We start from the raw sequence: 19,524 nt of genomic DNA, 5'->3' as shown, positions 1-19,524 counted from the left end.
TCGGCGTTTGAGCGACCCTTGTGGAGAAGGCTGAACCCGGGCCTGCGGATCCGGTCTCGCTGACTTCAACGGACTTCTTGTGCGGTTGTGTTCGCTACCGCTCGTCGGAGGTCCTGTGGTCGCCAGTCAGCCGCGGACGCGTGTTGGTGGGGCGATCCGCTGGCCAAGCGCGCACCGGGAGGCGAGCGGCGAGTGTGTCGAAGTAGCGCTGGTCCTGCCAGAGGGCCCGGTTACCTATGACGTAGAGACGTCGCTTGGCTCGCGATACCGCGACATTGAGTAAGTTCGGAGTCTCAGCCGCCCACTCGCGGGCCCGAGTCTTGCGCGGCGCGCTGCCCAGCACGAGGATGATCACGTTCGACTCTTGGCCCTGCACAGTGTGCACGGTGCCGACGTTGTCCTTGACGAACGACCAGTCGAATCGATGACGGGCTATCTCCTCGGCGCCCCGGACGGCGTCGCGGAACGGGCTGATCACGCGGATGTCCCCGGGACCGACGCCGTCCCGTCGCAGTTCCTCGAACAGTTCGGACAGTGCCTTGCCCTCATCCGGCACCCAATTGTCACTTGATATTCCGTGCACGTCGATCCAGGCACTGTGGCCCGGATAGTCGCCGTTGACTTGGGTGCCGTAGATCATCAGGTCGCCACCGTAGGCGATGTCGTTCGAGATGCCGAACATCAATCGCTCACAGCGCCGGTGCACTCGAAGTGGCGCACCGACCCACACTCGAGTATTGCCATCCGGTTCCGGCAGCGACGTGCCGAACCGCGCCAACCGATCAGCGATCCGCTGCGCGGAGGTGTTCTCCGGTGTCCACTGCTCGTCGACCTTGTTATTGCGCCGCAGGGCGTGCTGCGCGGACAGTGGCAGCGACACGATCGGTTCGAGCTGCTGTGGGTCGCCGACGATCACGCTGTGCCTGGCCCGCCAGATGCCGCCGAGCACTTGTTGTGGCGTTGCCTGACCGGCCTCGTCGATGAACAGCCATCCGAACGCTTCCCGCCCCAGGCCACGAAACAAGCGTGGCAGCGAGGCGAAGGTGGTGGAGACCACCGGAACGACGAGGAACAAAGACTGCCACACCATGTGCAGCGTCTCCGTCGGCACCTGTAGCCCGTCGCGCAGGACTGCCATGGCGACGTCGAGGTTGTCCCTCAACCGGGGTTGTGCCCCAAGGATGAACGTCTTGTGCAGACGGAGCGCTTCGAGGAACAGCCGGTTACGGGCCTCGGTGTACGCGGCGTCGGCCCAGGGAGCGCACAGGTGGAACTCGTCGTCGGTAGCGAAATCCGGTCGATACGGCAGACGTCCGGGCCACCGCGCGCGGGCCTGCCCGAGCCGCTGTTCCAACACCGCCACCTCATACATCGCGTTCTCCAACGCGACCTCGTGGTGTCGTTGCGCGATGCTGGCCTGACCGGCCGCGACTTTGTGGAAGCCGATGGCCGACCGCAGCGAGTCGGCAGCCGTCTTCGCGTTGTCGAGTGCTGTGTCGAGTCGAGCTGCCTTCTCGTGCCACTCGCGTCCCGCGCGAAAGAAGGTGGAGAGGATGACCCACAAGTTCGGTTGGCGTTTCGCATGCCTGTCGCACGCGTCATTGGCTTCGCCGACCTCCTTCTCGGCGTCGGCCAGCTGGACCTGCGCCGCGGCGAGTTCAGCGCCGTGGCGGACGGTCTGCGCTCGTGCCATCTCGACAGCGCTCTGCAGGGCGGGAAGTTCCGCACTGCGCTGGGTGATACGGGCGATCGCCTCCGCGGCCTGCTGACGCTGGGTTGCCAAGCGATCGACCTCGGCACGGGCTTCCTTGAACCGGCGCACGGATCCGGCCCAGATGTCCGCGGTCAGCGGATGCGCGGCCGCGTCGTCGAGGATCTTCTTCATGCCCTTGATCGGCTTTGGCCGTTCCTGGGCGGACTCGTCGACCTTGCCGGCCGGGTCGCCCCACCAGAAGCGCTTGACGAACGCGATGCGGTTGCCGCGTTTGCCGAGCTTGGCCGCGATCAGACCCCAGGCGTTCCCGCCTAGGACGTTGCTGGCCAATTCGGTGAAGTAGTCGGCGTCGCAGGCCGCTTCCTCAGCTCCGCGCACCGCGTCGATGCCGGGGATCTCTTCGGTGATGTTGGCCGCCGCCTTGTTTCCCGCGGTGGCCACCACGATTTCGGAACCGGTGAGTTCGGGCCGGAGCCAATGTACGGTCGCGGTGTACTTCGGGCTCAACGGAACTCGGGCGGTCCTTGCGGCGAACGCATCCGTCGGATGGGCGACTCCCAGATCGACGATGCGCTGGGCACGGAGGGTTATTCAGGCAGCCGCATAGAAGTGCAGAGCGATTACCGTTGAGATGGTTTCCGCGAAGGTCTCAATGGGCCGTCGGTAGTCGGCGTGCAGGATCCTCCAGGTTTTGACGTTGGCGATGGTCTGCTCGATGACGTAGCGAATCTTGTTGATCTGGGTGTTGAATTCCTTCTCCCAGTCCAAGAGCTTGCGGTGCTTCGGCTTCTTGATCGGGGTGAGCATATAATTTCCCACGTATCCTTTGTCGCCCATCCAGTTGTCCGGATTCAGAGTCAGAAGCGCCCCGGATTCCTTCAGGCAGTACGTGTCGTGCCGGCGTCCTTCGATGGGATCGGAGATCCACGCGAGTCGTCCGTCAAGGGTGCAAGCGATCTGTACGTTCATGCCGGTCGTCTTGTGCTTGCCGGAGTACAGCTCCGGGCGATCGGCCCATGACCAGCACGGCAGCAGGGTTCCGTCCACGATGTACTGCGTCTGGTCGTCCAATTCGTCCGCCGTCGGCACGAACTTCCTGAGAACACGTTCTATCAGCGGCGTCATTCCGGTGATCGCACGACTGATTGTCGGTTGAGATACCTCGTACGCTTCCGCCAGTTCGGCCTGAACCCGATTGCATCGCATGTATGTCAGCGCGATCACCGCCGAGTTGAACAGGCCCAGAATCGGTGGCCACCTACGCTGCTCAGCTGTGGTATCCATGTCGACCAACCCGCACAGGTCGGTGATCTGCTCGATGGTAAGTCCAGTGGTATGATACATGTTAGGCGGTCCGTTTTTGTGAGTACTGAGTGTGGAAACCCAATTCTCTCAATAAACGGGCCGCCGTTCATGTTGACACGCCGGAAACGGCAATCTCAGGTGCCGTGAATAAGCCTCACGGTCGACGACAATCGCGGCGAGCACGTCACGCAGCATGGTGGTCTTGCCGGTGCCCGGCGGCCCATTCACCGCGAATACACCGGACGCCGAAGCGAACTCGCCCATGATCTGATTGACCGCGAACTGCTGGCTCACAACCAACGGCCGATCGATACTCGTCGGCCAACGCCCGGTAGGAATGCGGCTTGGCGCGACCCTGGTCACGACGTCGTCGGGGCGTGCACGGACGTCGATCCGGGCGCCAGCGGGAATGGAGGCCGTGTCGGCGAGGTAGGTGCTGACACCGGCACCGACGTCGCCGCCGCGGACTGCGTCCTCGATACGTAGCAGGTCGTCGGTTATGAAGCTGTTCAGGAAGTTCTGTTCGGATGCCTCGTCCGCGGTCCGTTGGTGCACCTGGACGCACTTGACTCGTACCCCGTCGATCTTGAGCAGGTCGGTCACGCCCAACGCCTGCCCAAGCCTCGTCACGAAGGCGTGCACCAGCCGTGGCGTCATCCGGGGTGGTTCCGACGACGGCTGCTCGGCCGTCTGCTGGTCCGGGGCGGTGACCCCAGCATCAGTCTTCAAATCGGACTTCGCCTTACGCGGAGTGAGCACCTTCTCCACGAACGTGCCAGCCGTGGCGCCCGCAATGCCGCCCACGATCGGACCAGCCACGGCGGTGAGCGCCGCCGCCGTCGTCACCTTGATCGCGTCTCCCGCCGCCTTCGCGCCGGACGAGGCCGCATCGGTCGCCGCCCCCTTTACCTGGCAGAGCACCACCTTGCCGGCCTTCGTCGCAACACCGTTGCCCGTCGAGCCGGGACGGTCTGGCTTCGGTGGGACCAGCCGATTGAGCGCGGCGATGAACGTTTCCTCCTCGCTCCTGAAACCTTCCAGCCAGCCCGGCGCGTCCGGCCCAGGGTCCCGGAGCCGGCTGATCGCCCACGCGCACGCGGACAACGCGGGTGAATCCTCGGCCAGATACCCCTCGGCGTCGAGGGTGAACGCGAACATCGCGGTTTCCGAATCGTCGCGTTCGACGAATTCGTCACCGTCGCGACCGAAAACCGAGGTCAATACCTCCCGAACAGCGGACAGACTATAGATTCCGCCGTAAACACTGAACTGCCAGACCTTACCCGCGGGCAGCTTTGCTCTAGCTACCCAGTGCCTCTCGTCCCATGGAGGGATGTCGTCGACAGCCAGATCAAATACGATTTCGCTGGCTTTTGTACGCCAATTTTTCTTCGGTTTTGGAACCCCCTGCGGGCTGAACATCTCTACCGCACGCCAGAACCGCACCACTTGCGCGGCACGCGTGTCTCCACCCGTCGAACTCGTCGTCAGTGCGCTCTCCCCGTAGCTGCGGAGCGCCGTCGCTGCGACACCCTACGTATCCGACGGACCGACAGTACCAGGGACAACCACGACAACAGAGCGTGTTGCGCGCACGCGGGATTTCTTACAACTGGAGGTCTGACAACCTAGCAACGACTTCAGTAGCTCCGACTGCCCGCAGATCAGCTTCGCTGGACTTGCCCGTCGCGACGCCGATAACCCGCACTCCAGCGGTCAGAGCTGCCTTTACATCGTTCCGCGTGTCGCCGATCACCACGACGTGGGCGTTGTCGAAGCGGTCGCGGGTCTGTGCTTCAGCTCGCCGCCGAGCGATCTGCACCAGCTCCGGCCGCTCGGCGTGGTCATCGCCAAAGGCGCTGCTCTCGAAGTCCAGGTAGTCCGCGAGGCCGAACGTCTCCAGCTTGATCCGCGCCACGTCGCGCAGGTTGCCGGTCAGGACTGCCTGGTGGATCAAGCGGTCGGCTGCGAACCGTTCGAGTATCTCGCGGGCGTCCGGCAGGGCCCGGCCTGTGATCGCCAACTCGTCCCGAGCGTCTTCGTAGCCCCGCACCAGGGCATCGGCCAGCGTTTTCATCGCCTCGTTGGTCGGCTCCACGCCGTTGAGCCGCAGCGACTCCGCCATGATGTCCAGCTCGGTTCGTCCGGCGATGTTCGCCAGCTTCGCCAGCGGCTTGCCGGTGGCCGCTGGAAACGCCCGGTCGTAGATCGCCCGGCCGACGCCACGCGTCTCGATCAGGGTGTGGTCGACGTCCCAGAGCACGAGCGTTCGGGACGCGGCGGCGGGCACAGTCATGACGCGAGTGTGCCATCCGTGACGGACCGGATGCGGCGCGATACGATTCGTCCTGGTCAGAAGCCCGGTGGAAGGCGGCACGAGATCGTGAACGACCAGTTGGCGCAGACGGTGGGCGATCGCGTGCGGTTCTACCGGACGGCCGCCCACCAGACGAAGACGGTCGTTGCCGGTCTCGCAGGTATCACGCCGGACTACCTCTACCAGATCGAACGTGGCCAGAAGGTCCCCACCATTCCGGTGCTCGCCCAGCTGGCCGAGGTCCTGCGCGTGGAACCGGGCGACCTGCTGTCCGCCCGGCCGGCCGCGCCGAGGCGGCGTTCCTCGAACGTCACGGCAGACGCCATTTACCGTGCCATGACCGCACCCCAAGCCATCACTCCGGCCGCCGTTGACGTCCTCGGTCAGCAGGTGCGTGCCGCTTGGCATGCCTGGCAAACATCGCCCCACCGCTACAGCGAGCTGACCACCGATCTGCCGGAGCTCATCGCCACCACCGAAGCCACAATCCGTAGTTCGTCAGATGTCGAATACCGCCGAGCGCAGGCCGTGGCCGCTGACCTGTACGGTCTTCTTCGCACAGTGGCGAAGCGCGTAGGCCGTGTTGATCTGTCATTGCTCGCGGCTGATCGCGCGCAGCGAGCGGCCGAGCAGGCCGACGACCCGGTTCGCCTGGCTGGCGCCCGCTGGAATCTGGCGCAGGTGCTGCTGGCTGATCGCCGAGCGGACGAAGCCGAAGCCGTCGCGTTGGCGACCATAGGCGACCTCCGTGTTCTCGTGGAAGCGGACCACATAGACGCTGTGGCGCTGTCGGGTGCGCTCCTGTTGATTGCCGCCGTGGCGGCGGTCCGCGCCGGCGATGTCTGGACCGGCCGCGATCGCCTGCGGCAGGCGGTTCCGCTCGCTGATCGCATCGGCGACCGCAACGTCTGCTGGACGGCGTTCGGGCCGACGAACGTCGCCATGCATGCAGTGACGGTCGAGGTTGAATCGGGCGAAGCTGTCGAAGGCCTGCGGCTGGCGGCCAAGATCGACCACGAGAGTTCGCCCTCGATCGAACGCCGAGTGGCATTCCTCCTCGACCAGGCCAAAGCCCACGTCCAGCGGCGCGACTTCGCGACGACGCTGGAACTGCTGAACTCCGCCGAACACGAAGCGCCCGAAGACGTCCGCTTCCGCCCCGCGGCGCACACCCTCTTGACGACGGTCATCGAACGCGGCCGGCGCAACGAGTCCGCTGGTGCCGCGCGCCTCGCCGCCCAGGTCGGCTTGCCCGTGTAGATCGTCCGGGTCCGTCATACCCGAACTGACAGTTCGGATTACTGACCAGTAACGGCCATACCGTCGCGCCCTGGTGCCCCGGCGACCGGTTGATCTTCCTCTCGCCTCCGAGGTCACGGACGAACTGCCGCACGCACGATTTCGTTCGCCGTGATGTCCCTGCCGCCGGGGCGCCGTCCAAGACGTAGACGAGACGGAAGCAGGCGACGGAGTCGTGGCGGACCTGGCGACAGTCACTCCCTTAAGGCGCTGGCACAAGAACCGGCTGCAGCCACCGGCAGAAACGCGGATTCCCGAACCAGCCCAGCTTTACTGCCTCGTCGGGCTGGCGCTGGTGTTGCACGAACCGCTGAGGACCGGTTGCTGTCGACAGTGCGGCGCTCCCTGGCCTTGCCCGCAGGCCAGCTTGGCCTACCGGCTCCGCGAGGGCTTCTGAGCCGTGGCCGACAATTCCTACCCCGATCTTTGCGACCTCAGGGACCGCCTGGCCACACTCCCGCTGCCGAAGCTGGCCGCCAGCAAACCGCCGGCCGTGTACGGCTACGTGCGCACCGCGGTCTTCGACATGGCCTACGCCGACGGCTGCACGGACCTCCTGCGGGACTGGTCTCAACGCGAGGGTTGGCGGCTCGGCGGCGTCTTCCGCGATCTCGGTGTTCTGGGTTCCGTCCTGGAGCGCCCCGGCTTCACAGGGCTGCTCGACGTGCTGCGCTTGCCGGACAGCACCGCGGCGCTCGTGCTGACCAACCGCCATCTCTCGGACAGCAATTCGGTAGCTGCGCACCTGACACAGACGATCCGCCGAACCGGTGCCACCTTGCGCGTGCTCGCAGACGTGATCGAGGCGAACGGGGTGTGCGAACCGTGAACCGCCAAACCGGCGAGCTGGTCAACGCGATGACCGCGGTCACCAAGCACATCCCCCGTGCCACGACTGAGCTGCTCACGGAATCGCTGTCGGTCGTGAAGCAACACGAGTTCGCCGGGCTGCTGATCGAGCTCGGCGAACTGCTTCACGCCCACGCCGACGACCACGACGCAGACGTCCCTATCGTGACTGACGATCAGCAGCATGGGCCGACAGACGAACAGCAGCCTGCCGGCCCATGACCGTCTGGGCGCTCGCCGCCGTAGTGGTCGCCGCCGTGCTCGCGGTGCTGGTCGTCCGATGTCTGGCACCTGGGCGACGACGGCAACGTGGCGTCTCTCGGCATGGCCCGGACTGGTCGGTAGAAGCAATCATCACGCGGGTCGAACAGGAACGAGCTGATGAGGCAGCCGCCTGGCCGACCGCCGACCCGGAAGCCACGGACGTGCTGCCGGTCATCTCGCCGGACGGGTTGCCAACGGAGGTACTTCCGGTGCTGCCACACCGAGTTCGGCCGTATATCAAAAGATCACCGAGACCCTGGCAACGCTCACCAGCGCCTCAGCAACCAGACCTTGAGCTTATGCAACGAGTGCTGGACGGCTTGAAACGCCTCGAATGATCGCTTGGAACATCGTCCACCACCGAGCTACACGCCGTCCGAACGAGCAGCTTCTCGCAGCCGCAGCGCGGGCGTCTCGTGGAGCTTGAGGATCCCGACAGCCTGCTTGCTCACCTGGGCTCCACTCACGACCGAGTGCAGGATGCCGTTGTAAACGAGGTCCCAGATCCGGCGATCACGTTGCAGTTCCTCAAAACTCCGGGACAGACCGCCGCCATTGTCGTAGAGGAACAAGTGGAACGTCGTGCCGCCGTAGGAAGCGTCGATCTTCGTCAGGTCGTACAGGTCGACCCAGATTCGCTTCTTCACGCCCCAGCTGGCGCGTTCCACCAGGAGCCAGTCGGCTCCGACCGCGTACGTCAGGTAGCTGAAGGGACCGGTAGCGAGGAAGGTGGCTACCAGGATGATGACCCAGATCTGCCAGTAGCCCAACGCATCGAGGCCGAAGCCGCGCAGAAGCGAAATGGCGGCCGTCCCGCCGCTCAAGATCACCAACCCGGCCACGGCTACGGCCACCTTGCCCTTGCGGCTCTCCCGATGCCAGGCCAGCACTGGTCCGAGGCCAGGTGGCGGTTCGGGCTTTTGTGACAACCGCAAGTCGCGATACGGGTCGGTGAGGGGATCGACTTGTTTCCCGCCGAAGTAGCTCAACCCGTTAGGCGGGAATGGTTCTCCGGTCTCACGGTCAGGACGCGGCGGCACGCGATCCACGGCTTCGTCATCCTTCGGGGACTGTTCGTCCGGCATCTGCCTTGGCTCCTCATTCACTTCGGCACCAGCCAATCGGCGACGGCCTGTCCGCCGATGGCTCCGGCGATCCCGCCTACGGTGCCGACCACGAACGACCCTACTGGCCCAAGGGGCGCGCCGTAGATTGCACCGGCCAGCGCACTAGCTCCGGCCGCACCGAGGGCACCGCCGACGATCAGGCCGCCGGAGTCGGCAGCGGCCTTACCCCAGGTCTCCTCGCCATTCGCCGCACCGACGGCTTCGTTGACGATCGTCAACGTGCTGCCCACGTACGGCAAGCCCTTGAGCAGCCGTTGCCCGGTCTTCAGCCCGGTTTCCGCATCCGGCGGCAGCATGTGCAGGGCTCGCTTGCCAGGGTAGGCAGCGATGAATTCCAGCACGGGCTTGGGCACCATGTCGACGTACTTGCCGAACTGTGAGGCGCGGGTTTCGTAGCCGTACTTGTTTCCGCGTGAGTTGTCCGCAGCCCACTGAAGCAGCACCTTGTCGTCGGCACTCATGTCGATCAAGGTACCTTTGGCCCAGCCCTCGAAGAATTGGGCGTTGTTCTCGGCACGTGCGGCCTTGAGCAGCGCTTCGTGCCGGGGATTCTCGAACGAGCTGATGTAGCTATTCACGCGTGCGATGACGGTGGTGCCGACCTTGTACGCATCGATGTTCAGGCCGCCCGCCGGCGGTTGGACCGCCTGCCGCAGTGCCATGTGCGCATTGTCCTCGGTGGTCCGAGCGGCGTCCACGATCGACTTGCACTCGTTGTAGACCGCGACCTTTGCGTTGTGGTCGGCGACCAGAGCGTTGTACTTCTTGATGTCGCCCTGATACGTGCCGATCACCGCATGCAGGTTGTTGGCGGTGCACATCTCCGCCGGCGTGCCCGGCTTGTTCATCGGCACCGGGTCCGGCTCGACAATGAACGGGCCGTCGACCTGAAGGCCGCCCGCCGTCGCCTTGGTCATCGCGTCCTGCACGCGGGCGATGACCGTGTCCAAGGAGCCGGCGAAGTCGCGCAAGCCGCGCTCGGTGCGCGACGCCCAGTCGGCCATTTCGTCGCCGACGACGTCGATGTTGTCGATCGAGTCCCGGAAAGCCTCGCTCGCCGGTCCTTGCCAGCCGGCCTCCGCCGTGGTGCGAGCTCCTCGGACGTCGCCTGCCGCCTGGCGGCCAGCTTCCGCCACGGTGCGCAGCCAGTCGGCGGCCGCCACGCAGGTACCGGAGGCACCGTTGACGGTGGTGTTCAGAACTTGTCCCATGCTGCTCCCCCTCAGCCGTGGACGTGCATTTCGCGCCGCGTATCCGGATCCTCCGACTGGCCAGCGCGTTTGATCTGCCCGGTCTGGGAGTTCTCGATGTCGTCGTAGGCACCGTTGGCAGCGTGCACTTTCTCCGCCGAGCCGCTCAGGGCTCCGGCCGACGCGGTGGCCATCTTGATCAGGTCGGCCAGCACGGTCCCGACAACGTCGGACGAGGTACCAGCGTCAACACCCTGGACGGCACGGGCAGCGACGCCGTCGAGTGCTTTGGCGCCGTGGCGCAGTTGGCCGACGATGCTGTTGAGTCCTTCCGGCGTGTAGCTGTAGCCGCCACCGCCTCCGTACGGCATGGTCATCGGTTTATTCCCTTCCGATGGATGAACGTCGCGACCAGTCCTGCACTGTCGCCGTATGCCGCGACTCCTCGGCCAGCACCGGGTTCATCAGCACGCCGGATGCACCGGACTCCGCGATGACGTCCTTGATGTCATCCATGTGGACGGCCACCCACGGCTGGAACTCACCGCAGCAGGCGGTCAGCAATTCCGGCGTCGTGTAAGCCATCAACACAGGTCGGCCGGCGCGGTCAGGCTGCAACTCCAGCTCCACAACGTACTGGCCGAACTCCACCGGCCGCGACGGCACGTAGAGCAGGTCGTCGTGCTCAGGCAACGGCTCCAGCGGTTCAAGCGGTGGCTGTTCGCGGCTGTCGACCTCTGGATACCGCGGCGCGAGGTCCAGGACCGCATCCAACACGACAATGCCGACGTCGTTGGCGTCGCAGAACTCGATGAGCCGGCCGCGGGTGACCTGCACCCACGGCCGACCATTGCCGCACACCCCGACCAGCCTCGTGATGGACGAGTAGGCAGCGACCGCCAACTCGTGACGGGCGGTTCGGCGGAGTTCAATGCTGCCAGGGCGACCGGCCTCAGCCGGCGTTACCAGCACAAACAGCAGTTCTGAAAGGCGCTCGTTGAGATCGTCAAACCGAACGAACGCCTGCCGGGCCTTGGCCGCAATTGAGTCGTTCACGTCCTCCCCTGACGCTTCAGCCAGCGCGCTCCCGTCCGCCTGGCAAGGCCCTCCTCGGCTCCCTCCATGAGACTCCGAGGTGCCTTCCTGCGTTCCCTCGGCTGCCGAGGGTAGCAATATGACCTCGATGAAGAAGGCTTCTCGCTGGGAGCGGCGGTTGTCACCCAGGTGGAGTAGCGGTTCGCACAAGGTCGGGCGATACAAGCGGGCGACCGGTCAAGCGCGTGTCCGCCGCCGAGATCAATTCAGCGTCGCTCGACCTGCGAGTCGAAATAGTATGAGCGGCTTGACAGACCAGGGCTCGTGCGGACCTGTGCGGACGTTTCGCAGGTGGTCCGAACGTCCGGAATCGTCGCGCTGTAGGCGGTTCTCGCTGTTCACAGCCGCGCGAGTCCCGACTTTAGTCGCAATGGCGATCGGTTGGGTCCGCACTGAGCTGTGCGGACCCAACCTGGGTCAGCCGTCCAGCCAGCCGACGACTCCGGCCCGGATTGCGCTCAGATCGGTGACGGAAACAGGATATGGCGAGCCGTTGATCCGTTGTCGGGGTGGCGTTGCTGCGGGAATCCCAGCGCGGCGTAGTGCTTCACCGAGTGATTTGGCGTCCCAGCTGATGCGGCTGGCGAGTTCAGCTGTGGCAACGAGTCCAGTCTCGTGACCGCCTATGACGTCGATCAGGAGGCTGAGAATTTCGGGGAGTTCGGGTTCTTTCACGGCCTCGAAGGTCGTGTCCGGTTCGCTCGTTGCCGCGGTCTCCTCGATTCGCCGGGCGACGTCGTCCGGCAGGCTTCCGATATTCCGAGCGCCTATCGCGTCGCCGGTCAGCGTTGCGGCGATCTCACGCAGTGCGCGGCCTCGATGGCATGCAGTGCGGATGTCTTTGATGGGCAGCAGGTGGGTTCGCACGGTGATTGCGTCGCCGGCGTCGAGGTCGGTTTCCCCGTCCGCACCGAGGAGAAGCCCGACACTGCAGTGGGATTTGAGTAGTTTGGAGGCGTCCATTCCGGCTTTGTACGTCCCGGCGCCGAGGATGGTCTCGCTGGCCTGGTAGGTCATGACCTTGAGGGCGAAGCGGGCGCCGAGTTGGCTGCGCAGCTTGTCGGGGATGACTTGGGAGTCGGGCTTCTGCGTCGCGACGATCAACACGAAACCGGCCGCGGGGCCGGTTTTCGCGATGAACGTCAGCAGTTCCAGGACGCGTTGTCCGCGCTTCTTGCCTTTGGGCTGGTCGGGGTCGAGTGGGCTGTCGTCTTCGAGGTAGTTCTGGATCTCAGCGATCGCGATCGCGATCACGGTCAGCGGCATGTCGTGAACCAGGTTGCGGGTCAGCTCCGGGGTGACCTTCGACTCGGGGCACAGTTCGTCGTCCATCTCGGCGAGTCGTCCGAAGCGGGTCTCGACGTCGGCCGCCGTCTCTTCTAGCACGGCGACCAGCCGGATGATCGCCTCGGCGCGGGCGTTGGGGATGAACCGGTGAGTCACCAGCTCGAACGGCTTCCAGTCCTTGCCGCCCTTGCCGTCGGCCACGATGAGCCGGACGTGTGGGTCGAGGGCGGCGGAGGTGACCGGGATCCGGGCGCGTAGGTCTTGCCATGCGCGGGATCGCGCCCACCAGCAGCGAGGTCCACACCAGTGACAGGTGCACGAGCTGTCCGCGCGCGGTCGTGTCGAACGGCGTGGGCTGCCAGAAGTCCCAGCTCTCGACCTCCCCGAGGGGCGAGTCGAGCGGCTTCGCAGCGTAGGGGTCGTCATCGGCAATCCAGAGGGAAAGCCGTCCCGCGTGCCCGCTTTTGCCGCGGACGCGTTCGGCGATGAGCTGGACTTCGTCCACGGCCAGCGCGGAGGCGAGGTCTTCGCGTTTCGCGATCGCGGTGCTGGCTTTCCGGCTGGCGGGCAGGTCCACTTCGACCGCCCAGCCGGTGCCGTCGCGCTTCGGCAGCTGGACGAAGGCGAGTCCGTCGTCCTTGCCGATGAGCCTGGCGTCGCGGAAGGCGGTGACGAGGTTGTTGCCGTCCATCGCCCACGCGATGCTGCGCGGCCGGATTACCGCCGACCGGCCCGAGCCGTCCTTGCGGCGTCCGGCGACCGCCAGCCCGGCGGATACCGCACCACCCGCGATCCACCAGACGACCGGGCCTTCCACCAGGCTCGCGACGGTGAGGCCGCCACCGCTGGTGGCCGTGGTGGCGAGCGTCCACCAGCGGCGCCGCACCCGGAAGCGGTGGATCTCTTCGTACCGGTTCGCCAGCTGCTGCGTCTGCTTCGCCGCGTCGTAGAAGTCCTTCACCGACATCCACGACCACCAGACGCGCACCGCGATCGGCACCCCGCGCGCGACGGCGGCCGGATACCGGAACGGTGCCCGTACAAGGTGGCGCACCAGGTCCGCGCGAACCCGCTCGAAGTGGTTGCGGTCCTGCCAACGGGCGGGCAACCGCGACCTCGCGAGATCGGCCAGCCGCCGCGCCCGCCGATACTGCTCGTCGGTCAGCAGTTCACCGTCGAGCACCGGCCCGGCCGGGCCGACCTCACCAGAGCTGACACCGACCGGCGACGCCTCCTGAGCGGGGAATGCTACGGGCACACCGGACTGGCCGTCCCGTCGAGCGGCGTTCATCGCCGATCACCACCAGCGCCGCCAATAGGGGCGTCCCGCTTCACCAGCGTTGCCAGGCCGGTTGCCAACCCGATCACAAGCAACGGCACGCACGCCACGACGGTGGTCACTGGCCACGGCGCGTCGGGGACGCGGGCGGCGACCATGATGTGGCTGGCGATCTGAGCGCCACCACCCACCACCAAACTGGCCAGGAACGATCGCCGCGCAAACCGCCGGGTGCGTTCGCTCAGTCGGTCCGACGCAAGCAGCACGCGCAAGGCGTACGCCGAGTAGAACTCGACCGACAACGGCAGCACGACGGCCGTGTTCACGGTGAAGCCGCCGCCAACCCCCGGCAGCAGGTTGATCGGGCCGAACCCGGTCAGCTCGCCGAGCCGCACCCAGCCGCCCCAGATCGCCACGGCCGCAGCGAGCCCGATGAAGATCAGCGGCCAGGGTCGGGGAAGCCGCACGACTGCATCACGCGGAGGCTCGGGGAGAGCCATCGTTGGTTCGGCTTCACCTGGCTCGTCAGCACTGGCGCCAGCTGGCGGTTCGTCTTCGCCGAGGGCGTCCAAAGCCTTGCGGACCTGGTAGTCGGTCGCGCCGGTCATCTTCATCAGCGTCGGTCGGCCCGGCGTGCGGTGGCCAGCTGCGTGCGCGCTGGCGACGGCCTGGCGGACCTTGTCGAGAACATCGACGTTCACCGGGCACCTCCCGCGCGGCTGGTGGCCGGGTGGCAGCGGGGGCACGGTGCTGACCGCATTCGGTCGGCATCGAGCCAGATGACTCGGGCCGAGACGGGGTCGGTGGAGCGAGCGTCGCACTGACCGCACGGCGGCGGTGGCGGCAAGCGCGCCTCGGGCGGGCGGGCGCGCACAGGACGGTTCCCAGGACGGTTCGGGGGCAAGCGCTGCCCCTCGTGGTGTCGCTGTCTGCCCCTCGTGCCTGCGCTGTTTGCTCCCCGTACTGTTCAGCGGGTGGCACACTCTGCCCCTCGCCGGACGAGCTATCCACAGAATCCTCGCGGCGATGCACCGCGAGGTTGTATCCGTTGGGTCGCCGGTCGGCCCGCTTCACGTACGCCGCCACGATCTCCGGGTCCGACGGCCTGATCAGGTTCAGCTCCTGCAATGAACGCAGGGCATAGCGGACGGACCGCTCCGACAGGCGCGTGTACCGCGTCAGCGTTGCCAACGAGGGGAAAGCGTTGCAGCCGTCGGGGTCCGCGTGGCTTGCGAGTCCAACCAGGACGATTGCCAGGCTGGACGCGTCACGTCGATCCCGCGGAATCGGCGCAGAATTGAGCGCCCAGTGGACGACCTCGATACTCACCAGGCCACCGTCTCGAACAAACGCGTACAGCTCCGTGGCGTCGGCCTCGGTGAGTCCGACGGTTCCGGTTCGAAGCCGTAATGCCGCTTGAGCCGCGACCCAGGTGTGAAAGCCGTCCCTGGCCTCGGTTTCGGTGGCGCCGATCGCGTCGGCCGCCTGGTGCCAGGAATCAACCGCGCCCAAGCGCAGTAGTTCGGCGATCACACACCACCGGCTGGCCGTGGCCTCCTCCGCGATCCGGACCCCGTAAGCGAGTTCGGCGAACAGATCGCGCGGGTTCGACTCCTCGCCGTTGTGCTTAGCCAGGAACGCTCGACAACGAGCATCGGACCAGCGCTCGACGAGCGCGTTGACGGACAGCGGTGGAATGTCGTGCGGAGTGAGAGACTTGTGGCTCACGCCGGGGCTCCATCCCCGTCGGAGGCCCCGGTTGGCGGGTTCAGCGCTGGCCGGGGGCGACCTGAAGTCGGACCCGCTCGGCCGAGCGCACTACGTGCTGGAAGCCTCGCGGGCTTCCGACACGGTTACGCCTTTTTGGTGAGACTTGAGGTTGCACCGTGTCGGAACTCGACCACGTCGCCGTCGGCCATCACGTAGTCCTTGCCTTCCATTCGGACCTTGCCCGCGGAACGGGCGGCGGCCATGGAGCCCGCCTCGACCAGGTCGGTGAAGGAGACCACCTCGGCCTTGATGAAGCCGCGCTCGAAGTCGGTGTGGATGACGCCCGCGGCCTGCGGGGCGGTGGCGCCCTGCGGAACCGTCCAGGCGCGGGATTCCTTCGGGCCCGCGGTCAGGTAGGTCTGCAGGCCGAGCGTGTGGAATCCGGCGCGGGCCAGCGCGTGCAGGCCCGGCTCCGGCTGGCCGACGGATTCGAGCAGCTCGCGCACGGACTCCTCGTCGTCCAGTTCGAGCAGCTCCGCCTCCACCTTCGCGTCCAGGAACACCGCGTCCGCCGGGGCGACCAGCTTGGTCAGCTCCTCGCGACGCGCCTCGTCGGTCAGGATGCTCTCGTCGGCGTTGAAGACGTAGAGGAACGGCTTGGTGGTGAGCAGGCTCAGTTCCCGCAGCGACTCGGCGTCGATCTCCTTCTGCGCCTGGAACAGCGTGCGCCCGGCGTCGAGGATCTCCTTGGCCTGCTGCGCGTTCTCCAGCGCCGGACGGGCCTCCTTCTTGGTCCGGGCCTCCTTCTCCAGCCGCGGCAGCGCCTTCTCCAGCGTCTGCAGGTCGGCGAGGATCAGCTCGGTGTTGATCGTCTCGATGTCGCTGGACGGGTCGATGCGGCCGTCCACGTGCACCACGTCCGGATCGTCGAACACCCGGATGACCTGGCAGATCGCATTGGCCTCGCGGATGTTGGCCAGGAACTTGTTGCCGAGCCCGGCTCCCTCGGAAGCCCCCTTCACGATGCCCGCGATGTCCACAAAGGACACCACAGCGGGGACCGTCTTCTCCGAGGAGAAGACCTCGGCGAGCTTGTCCAGCCGCGGGTCCGGCAGCGGCACCACCCCGACGTTCGGCTCGATCGTGGCGAACGGGTAGTTCGCGGCGAGCACGTCGTTGCGGGTCAGCGCGTTGAACAGGGTGGACTTGCCGACGTTGGGCAGGCCGACGATGCCGAGGGTGAGACTCACGACGAGTGAGTCTACGTGCCCCGCACCGGTCACCGGCGACCCGGTGAGCGGGCGTGCAGCGTCGTGTCGGATTCCCGCCAGTCGGCCTCCTCACCTGCTGGCATCATCGAACACATGGCCTCCACGAGCACTCCGGTCTGGCGCGACACCGAGCGTTGCTACCGGGCTGTCACCGCCCGCGACCAGCGGTTCGACGGCCAGTTCATCATGGCCGTACGCACCACGGGGATCTACTGCCGCCCGTCGTGCCCAGCGCTCACGCCGAAGGCGCAGAACGTGCGTTTCTACCCGACGTCGGCGGCCGCGCAGGCCGGCGGATACCGCGCGTGCCGCCGGTGCCTGCCCGATGCCGTACCGGGGTCGCCGCACTGGAACGTCCGCGCCGACCTGGCCGCCCGCGCAATGCGACTGATCTCCGACGGCCTCGTCGAACGCGACGGCGTACCCGGCCTCGCAAGACGGCTCGGCTACTCGGAGCGCCAGCTTGGCCGCGTCCTGACAGCCGAATTGGGCGCCGGCCCACTCGCTCTCGCACGCGCCCACCGAGCGCATTCGGCGCGGCTGTTGATCGAGATGTCACAGCTACCTCTCACCGACGTCGCGTTCGCTGCGGGCTTTTCGAGCGTCCGACAGTTCAACGAGACGATCCGCGAGGTCTTCGCGACGACGCCGTCCCAGCTACGTGCAGCGAGCCTCCGCCGGGGCCGTCGCGGCGAACCAAGCACCGCGACGCGCCTTAGCCTGCGCCTGCCGTTCCGCGCGCCGTTCGACGTACACGGTGTGTTGCGCTACCACGCTTCAGGCGCGCTTCGCGGCATCGAAGCCTTCGAAGGCGGTGCTACTGTCGTCGGCTACGGCCGTACGCTCCGGCTGCCCCACGGCGCCGGCGTGTTCTGGACCTGCCCTCAGCCCGACCATGTCCGCTGTGACCTGGCCCTGACCGACTTGCGTGACCTGGGCAGCGCTGTCACCCGGATCCGCCGGTTGCTGGATCTGGACGCGGATCCGGAGGCCGTCGCCCGGGTGCTGGCCGCCGACCCGGCGCTGGCCCCTCTCGTCACCGCCACCCCCGGCGTCCGGGTTCCTGGCGCGGTCGATGGCTCGGAAGTCCTGCTCCGGACCTTGCTGGGAAACAGCGCGGCGCGCCTCGTCCACCTCGGTGAGCCGCTGTCACTTCACCTCGGTGAGCCGACCTCGGACGGACCCGGCCCGACCCGTGCGGGGGACTCGGTCCGCCCCGGCTCGGACTCGCCGGTCCTCTGCAGCGAGCCAACTTCGCCGCACCTGCACGAGCTGTCCTCGGCGCGTCTCGGGGGACCGCTCCCGGCTGAGGCGGCTCACTCAACCGAGCCTGATTCCCCATCGTCAGTGGAGAGCGGGCCCAGCTTCCCCGTCGCCGTATCCGGGGCCGCCGCGCCCCGTGCCGCCGTATCCGAGTCCGTCCCGCCTTGCGCCCGCCGATCGTCCGAGCCGCCGATGGACACTCTCACCACCCTGTTCCCGACACCTGAGGCAGTCGCCGACGCCGACGTGACACCGTTGGTCCGCAAAGCCGCCACCGCGCTGGCCGATGGACGCCTCGACCTGCACGTCGGCCGCGACCCGGACGAGCTGCGCGATGACCTGCTCGCCACCGGCGTTGATCCGGCGACCACCGCTTACGTCGTGATGCGTCTGCTCGGCTCGCCCGACGTGCTGCTGTCCGCCGATCCCGCCGTACGGCAAGGTGCCGATGCGCTGGGCATCGACCTGGCGACTTCGGCACGCGCATGGCGACCGTGGAGTTCGTATGCGGGCATGTACCTCCGTACTCTCGCTGTTCAAGCCGTTCGAGGAGAATTTTCGTGAGCACTGCTTTCTGGTCCACTATGGACACCAAGGCCGGGCCGTTCACCGCCGTGGTGGCCGGCGACGGCGCCGTACTCGCCTCCGGCTGGACCGCCGACGTCGCCGAGCTGACGCCGCTCATTTCCCCGGCGCTGGCCCCGGCCACACTGGCCGAACGCCGGGACCTCGGCCCGGTCAGCACGGCCGTGCACCGCTACCACGCCGGCGACCTGGACGTCATCGCAGACGTCGAAGTCCGCCAACGCTCCGGCGCTTTCCGCGAGCACGCCTGGGAAATGCTCCGGAAAGTATCTGCCGGAAGCCCCGTCAGCTACGCCGAGTACGCCGGCATGACCGGCAACCCGAACGCCGTTCGCGCTGCTGCTTCGGCCTGTGCTCGTAACGCTGCCGCCCTCTTCGTCCCTTGTCACCGGGTGATCCGCACCGGCGGTGCCCTAGGCAACTTCCGCTGGGGTACGGACACCAAACGCTGGCTCCTCACCCACGAACAGCCCGCCTGACGGCCGGATCCGGCAACCGCTCCGTGGGGGGTCTTCGGCTTCGGCTTCGGCTTCGGCTTCGGCTTCGGCTTCGGCTTCGGCTTCGGCTTCGGCTTCGGCTTCGGCTTCGGCTTCGGCTTCGGCTTCGGCTTCGGCTTCGGCTTCGGCTTCGGCTTCGGCTTCGGCTTCGGCTTCGGCTTCGGCTTCGGCTTCGGCTTCGGCTTCGGCTTCGGCTTCGGCTTCGGCTTCGGCTTCGGCTTCGGCTTCGGCTTCGGCTTCGGCTTCGGCTTCGGCTTCGGCTTCGGCCGGAGCACACCATCCGATGCCAGCCGTGGGAAGGCCGTCTCGGCAATCGGACCGTAGCAGCCTGCCGGGGCCGGGGCAGACTGCTCGGCCAGACAAGCCAGCCCAACTCCAGCGCGCGTCGGGCGGCAAACCGAGAACAACAAACCGGGAACGGCGAAGCCGGAAGCCGGCCACCATACGCCGCAACGTCCGCCGTCTCAGCCGG

At 66.7% G+C, this 19,524-nt stretch carries 19 protein-coding genes and 1 pseudogene; 6 read left to right on the top strand and 14 right to left on the bottom strand.

Translation table 11 applies throughout. The features are described from left to right. Positions 1 to 94 precede the first annotated feature (94 nt). From ATK36_RS22800 to ATK36_RS22785, 4 genes are all read right to left on the bottom strand, one after another. The gene (locus tag ATK36_RS22800) at positions 95 to 2,221 is read right to left on the bottom strand and encodes a DEAD/DEAH box helicase (protein ID WP_098513354.1); all 2,127 of its coding nucleotides are present in this window, start codon (positions 2,219 to 2,221) and stop codon (positions 95 to 97) included. An 84-nt stretch (positions 2,222 to 2,305) separates the two neighbouring features. Further along, the gene (locus ATK36_RS22795) at positions 2,306 to 3,058 is read right to left on the bottom strand and encodes a transposase family protein (protein WP_245914325.1); all 753 of its coding nucleotides are present in this window, start codon (positions 3,056 to 3,058) and stop codon (positions 2,306 to 2,308) included. Positions 3,059 to 3,106: 48 nt separating this feature from the next. Next, complete coding sequence (locus tag ATK36_RS22790; RefSeq protein ID WP_141544510.1) at positions 3,107 to 4,441, bottom strand: hypothetical protein; 1,335 nt, start codon at positions 4,439 to 4,441, stop codon at positions 3,107 to 3,109. Between the two features lie 184 nt (positions 4,442 to 4,625). Further along, positions 4,626 to 5,315 (bottom strand): HAD hydrolase-like protein, encoded by a 690-nt coding sequence (locus ATK36_RS22785; protein WP_098513352.1) that lies wholly within the window; start codon positions 5,313 to 5,315, stop codon positions 4,626 to 4,628. A gap of 18 nt (positions 5,316 to 5,333) precedes the next feature. Here ATK36_RS22785 and ATK36_RS22780 point away from each other — a divergent pair, with 18 nt between their 5' ends. From ATK36_RS22780 to ATK36_RS31620, 4 genes are all read left to right on the top strand, one after another. Then, positions 5,334 to 6,596, top strand: coding sequence for a helix-turn-helix domain-containing protein (locus tag ATK36_RS22780; protein WP_245915022.1), 1,263 nt, complete (start codon positions 5,334 to 5,336; stop codon positions 6,594 to 6,596). A 439-nt stretch (positions 6,597 to 7,035) separates the two neighbouring features. After that, positions 7,036 to 7,464, top strand: a complete 429-nt coding sequence (locus tag ATK36_RS22775; protein ID WP_098513350.1) for a recombinase family protein — start codon at positions 7,036 to 7,038, stop codon at positions 7,462 to 7,464. Next, positions 7,461 to 7,706 (top strand): hypothetical protein, encoded by a 246-nt coding sequence (locus ATK36_RS22770; protein ID WP_098513349.1) that lies wholly within the window; start codon positions 7,461 to 7,463, stop codon positions 7,704 to 7,706. Before ATK36_RS22775 ends, ATK36_RS22770 begins: the two co-directional genes overlap by 4 nt. Continuing rightward, the gene (locus ATK36_RS31620; protein ID WP_141544509.1) at positions 7,703 to 8,086 is read left to right on the top strand and encodes a hypothetical protein; all 384 of its coding nucleotides are present in this window, start codon (positions 7,703 to 7,705) and stop codon (positions 8,084 to 8,086) included. The genes ATK36_RS22770 and ATK36_RS31620 overlap by 4 nt, the downstream gene beginning before the upstream one ends. A gap of 27 nt (positions 8,087 to 8,113) precedes the next feature. Here ATK36_RS31620 and ATK36_RS22765 read toward each other — a convergent pair whose 3' ends face one another. The 9 genes and pseudogenes from ATK36_RS22765 to ychF all read right to left on the bottom strand — a co-directional run bounded on the left by ATK36_RS22765 (position 8,114) and on the right by ychF (position 16,686). Then, entirely contained in the window at positions 8,114 to 8,833 is a 720-nt protein-coding gene (locus tag ATK36_RS22765; RefSeq protein WP_098513348.1) for a hypothetical protein, read from the bottom strand. A gap of 17 nt (positions 8,834 to 8,850) precedes the next feature. Beyond that, positions 8,851 to 10,038, bottom strand: a complete 1,188-nt coding sequence (locus ATK36_RS22760) for a WXG100 family type VII secretion target (protein ID WP_141544508.1) — start codon at positions 10,036 to 10,038, stop codon at positions 8,851 to 8,853. 59 nt (positions 10,039 to 10,097) lie between these two features. Beyond that, positions 10,098 to 10,442 (bottom strand): hypothetical protein, encoded by a 345-nt coding sequence (locus ATK36_RS22755; protein ID WP_098513346.1) that lies wholly within the window; start codon positions 10,440 to 10,442, stop codon positions 10,098 to 10,100. 4 nt (positions 10,443 to 10,446) lie between these two features. Next, complete coding sequence (locus tag ATK36_RS22750) at positions 10,447 to 11,121, bottom strand: SAV_915 family protein (RefSeq protein ID WP_098513345.1); 675 nt, start codon at positions 11,119 to 11,121, stop codon at positions 10,447 to 10,449. A gap of 456 nt (positions 11,122 to 11,577) precedes the next feature. Then, complete coding sequence (locus ATK36_RS22745; protein ID WP_141544507.1) at positions 11,578 to 12,492, bottom strand: hypothetical protein; 915 nt, start codon at positions 12,490 to 12,492, stop codon at positions 11,578 to 11,580. Next, on the bottom strand, positions 12,392 to 13,738 hold the full coding sequence (locus ATK36_RS31615) for a hypothetical protein (RefSeq protein WP_141544506.1): 1,347 nt from the start codon (positions 13,736 to 13,738) through the stop codon (positions 12,392 to 12,394). The genes ATK36_RS22745 and ATK36_RS31615 overlap by 101 nt, the downstream gene beginning before the upstream one ends. Further along, positions 13,735 to 14,427, bottom strand: a complete 693-nt coding sequence (locus ATK36_RS22735) for a hypothetical protein (RefSeq protein WP_098513342.1) — start codon at positions 14,425 to 14,427, stop codon at positions 13,735 to 13,737. The genes ATK36_RS31615 and ATK36_RS22735 overlap by 4 nt, the downstream gene beginning before the upstream one ends. A 466-nt stretch (positions 14,428 to 14,893) precedes the next feature. Then, positions 14,894 to 15,055 (bottom strand): annotated as a pseudogene (locus tag ATK36_RS33755) (helix-turn-helix domain-containing protein); the annotation flags it as partial. Between the two features lie 524 nt (positions 15,056 to 15,579). Continuing rightward, a complete protein-coding gene (gene ychF, locus ATK36_RS22725) occupies positions 15,580 to 16,686 on the bottom strand; it encodes a redox-regulated ATPase YchF (RefSeq protein ID WP_098515111.1) in 1,107 nt (368 codons plus the stop codon). Positions 16,687 to 16,800: 114 nt separating this feature from the next. Here ychF and ATK36_RS33750 point away from each other — a divergent pair, with 114 nt between their 5' ends. Beyond that, entirely contained in the window at positions 16,801 to 18,534 is a 1,734-nt protein-coding gene (locus tag ATK36_RS33750; protein ID WP_245915020.1) for a DNA-3-methyladenine glycosylase 2 family protein, read from the top strand. Continuing rightward, positions 18,531 to 19,034, top strand: a complete 504-nt coding sequence (locus ATK36_RS22710) for a methylated-DNA--[protein]-cysteine S-methyltransferase (RefSeq protein WP_098513341.1) — start codon at positions 18,531 to 18,533, stop codon at positions 19,032 to 19,034. The genes ATK36_RS33750 and ATK36_RS22710 overlap by 4 nt, the downstream gene beginning before the upstream one ends. On the opposite strand, the gene ATK36_RS32425 is transcribed toward ATK36_RS22710, so the two are convergent. Further along, entirely contained in the window at positions 18,969 to 19,415 is a 447-nt protein-coding gene (locus tag ATK36_RS32425) for a hypothetical protein (protein ID WP_211291935.1), read from the bottom strand. The two genes, ATK36_RS22710 and ATK36_RS32425, sit on opposite strands and share 66 nt — an antisense overlap. Between the last annotated feature and the right edge of the window lie 109 nt (positions 19,416 to 19,524).

This window comes from Amycolatopsis sulphurea, from assembly GCF_002564045.1.
Lineage (GTDB): Bacteria > Actinomycetota > Actinomycetes > Mycobacteriales > Pseudonocardiaceae > Amycolatopsis > Amycolatopsis sulphurea.
The sequence above is the reverse complement of the archived record's forward strand: the minus strand, read 5'-3'. Positions and strand labels throughout refer to the sequence as shown.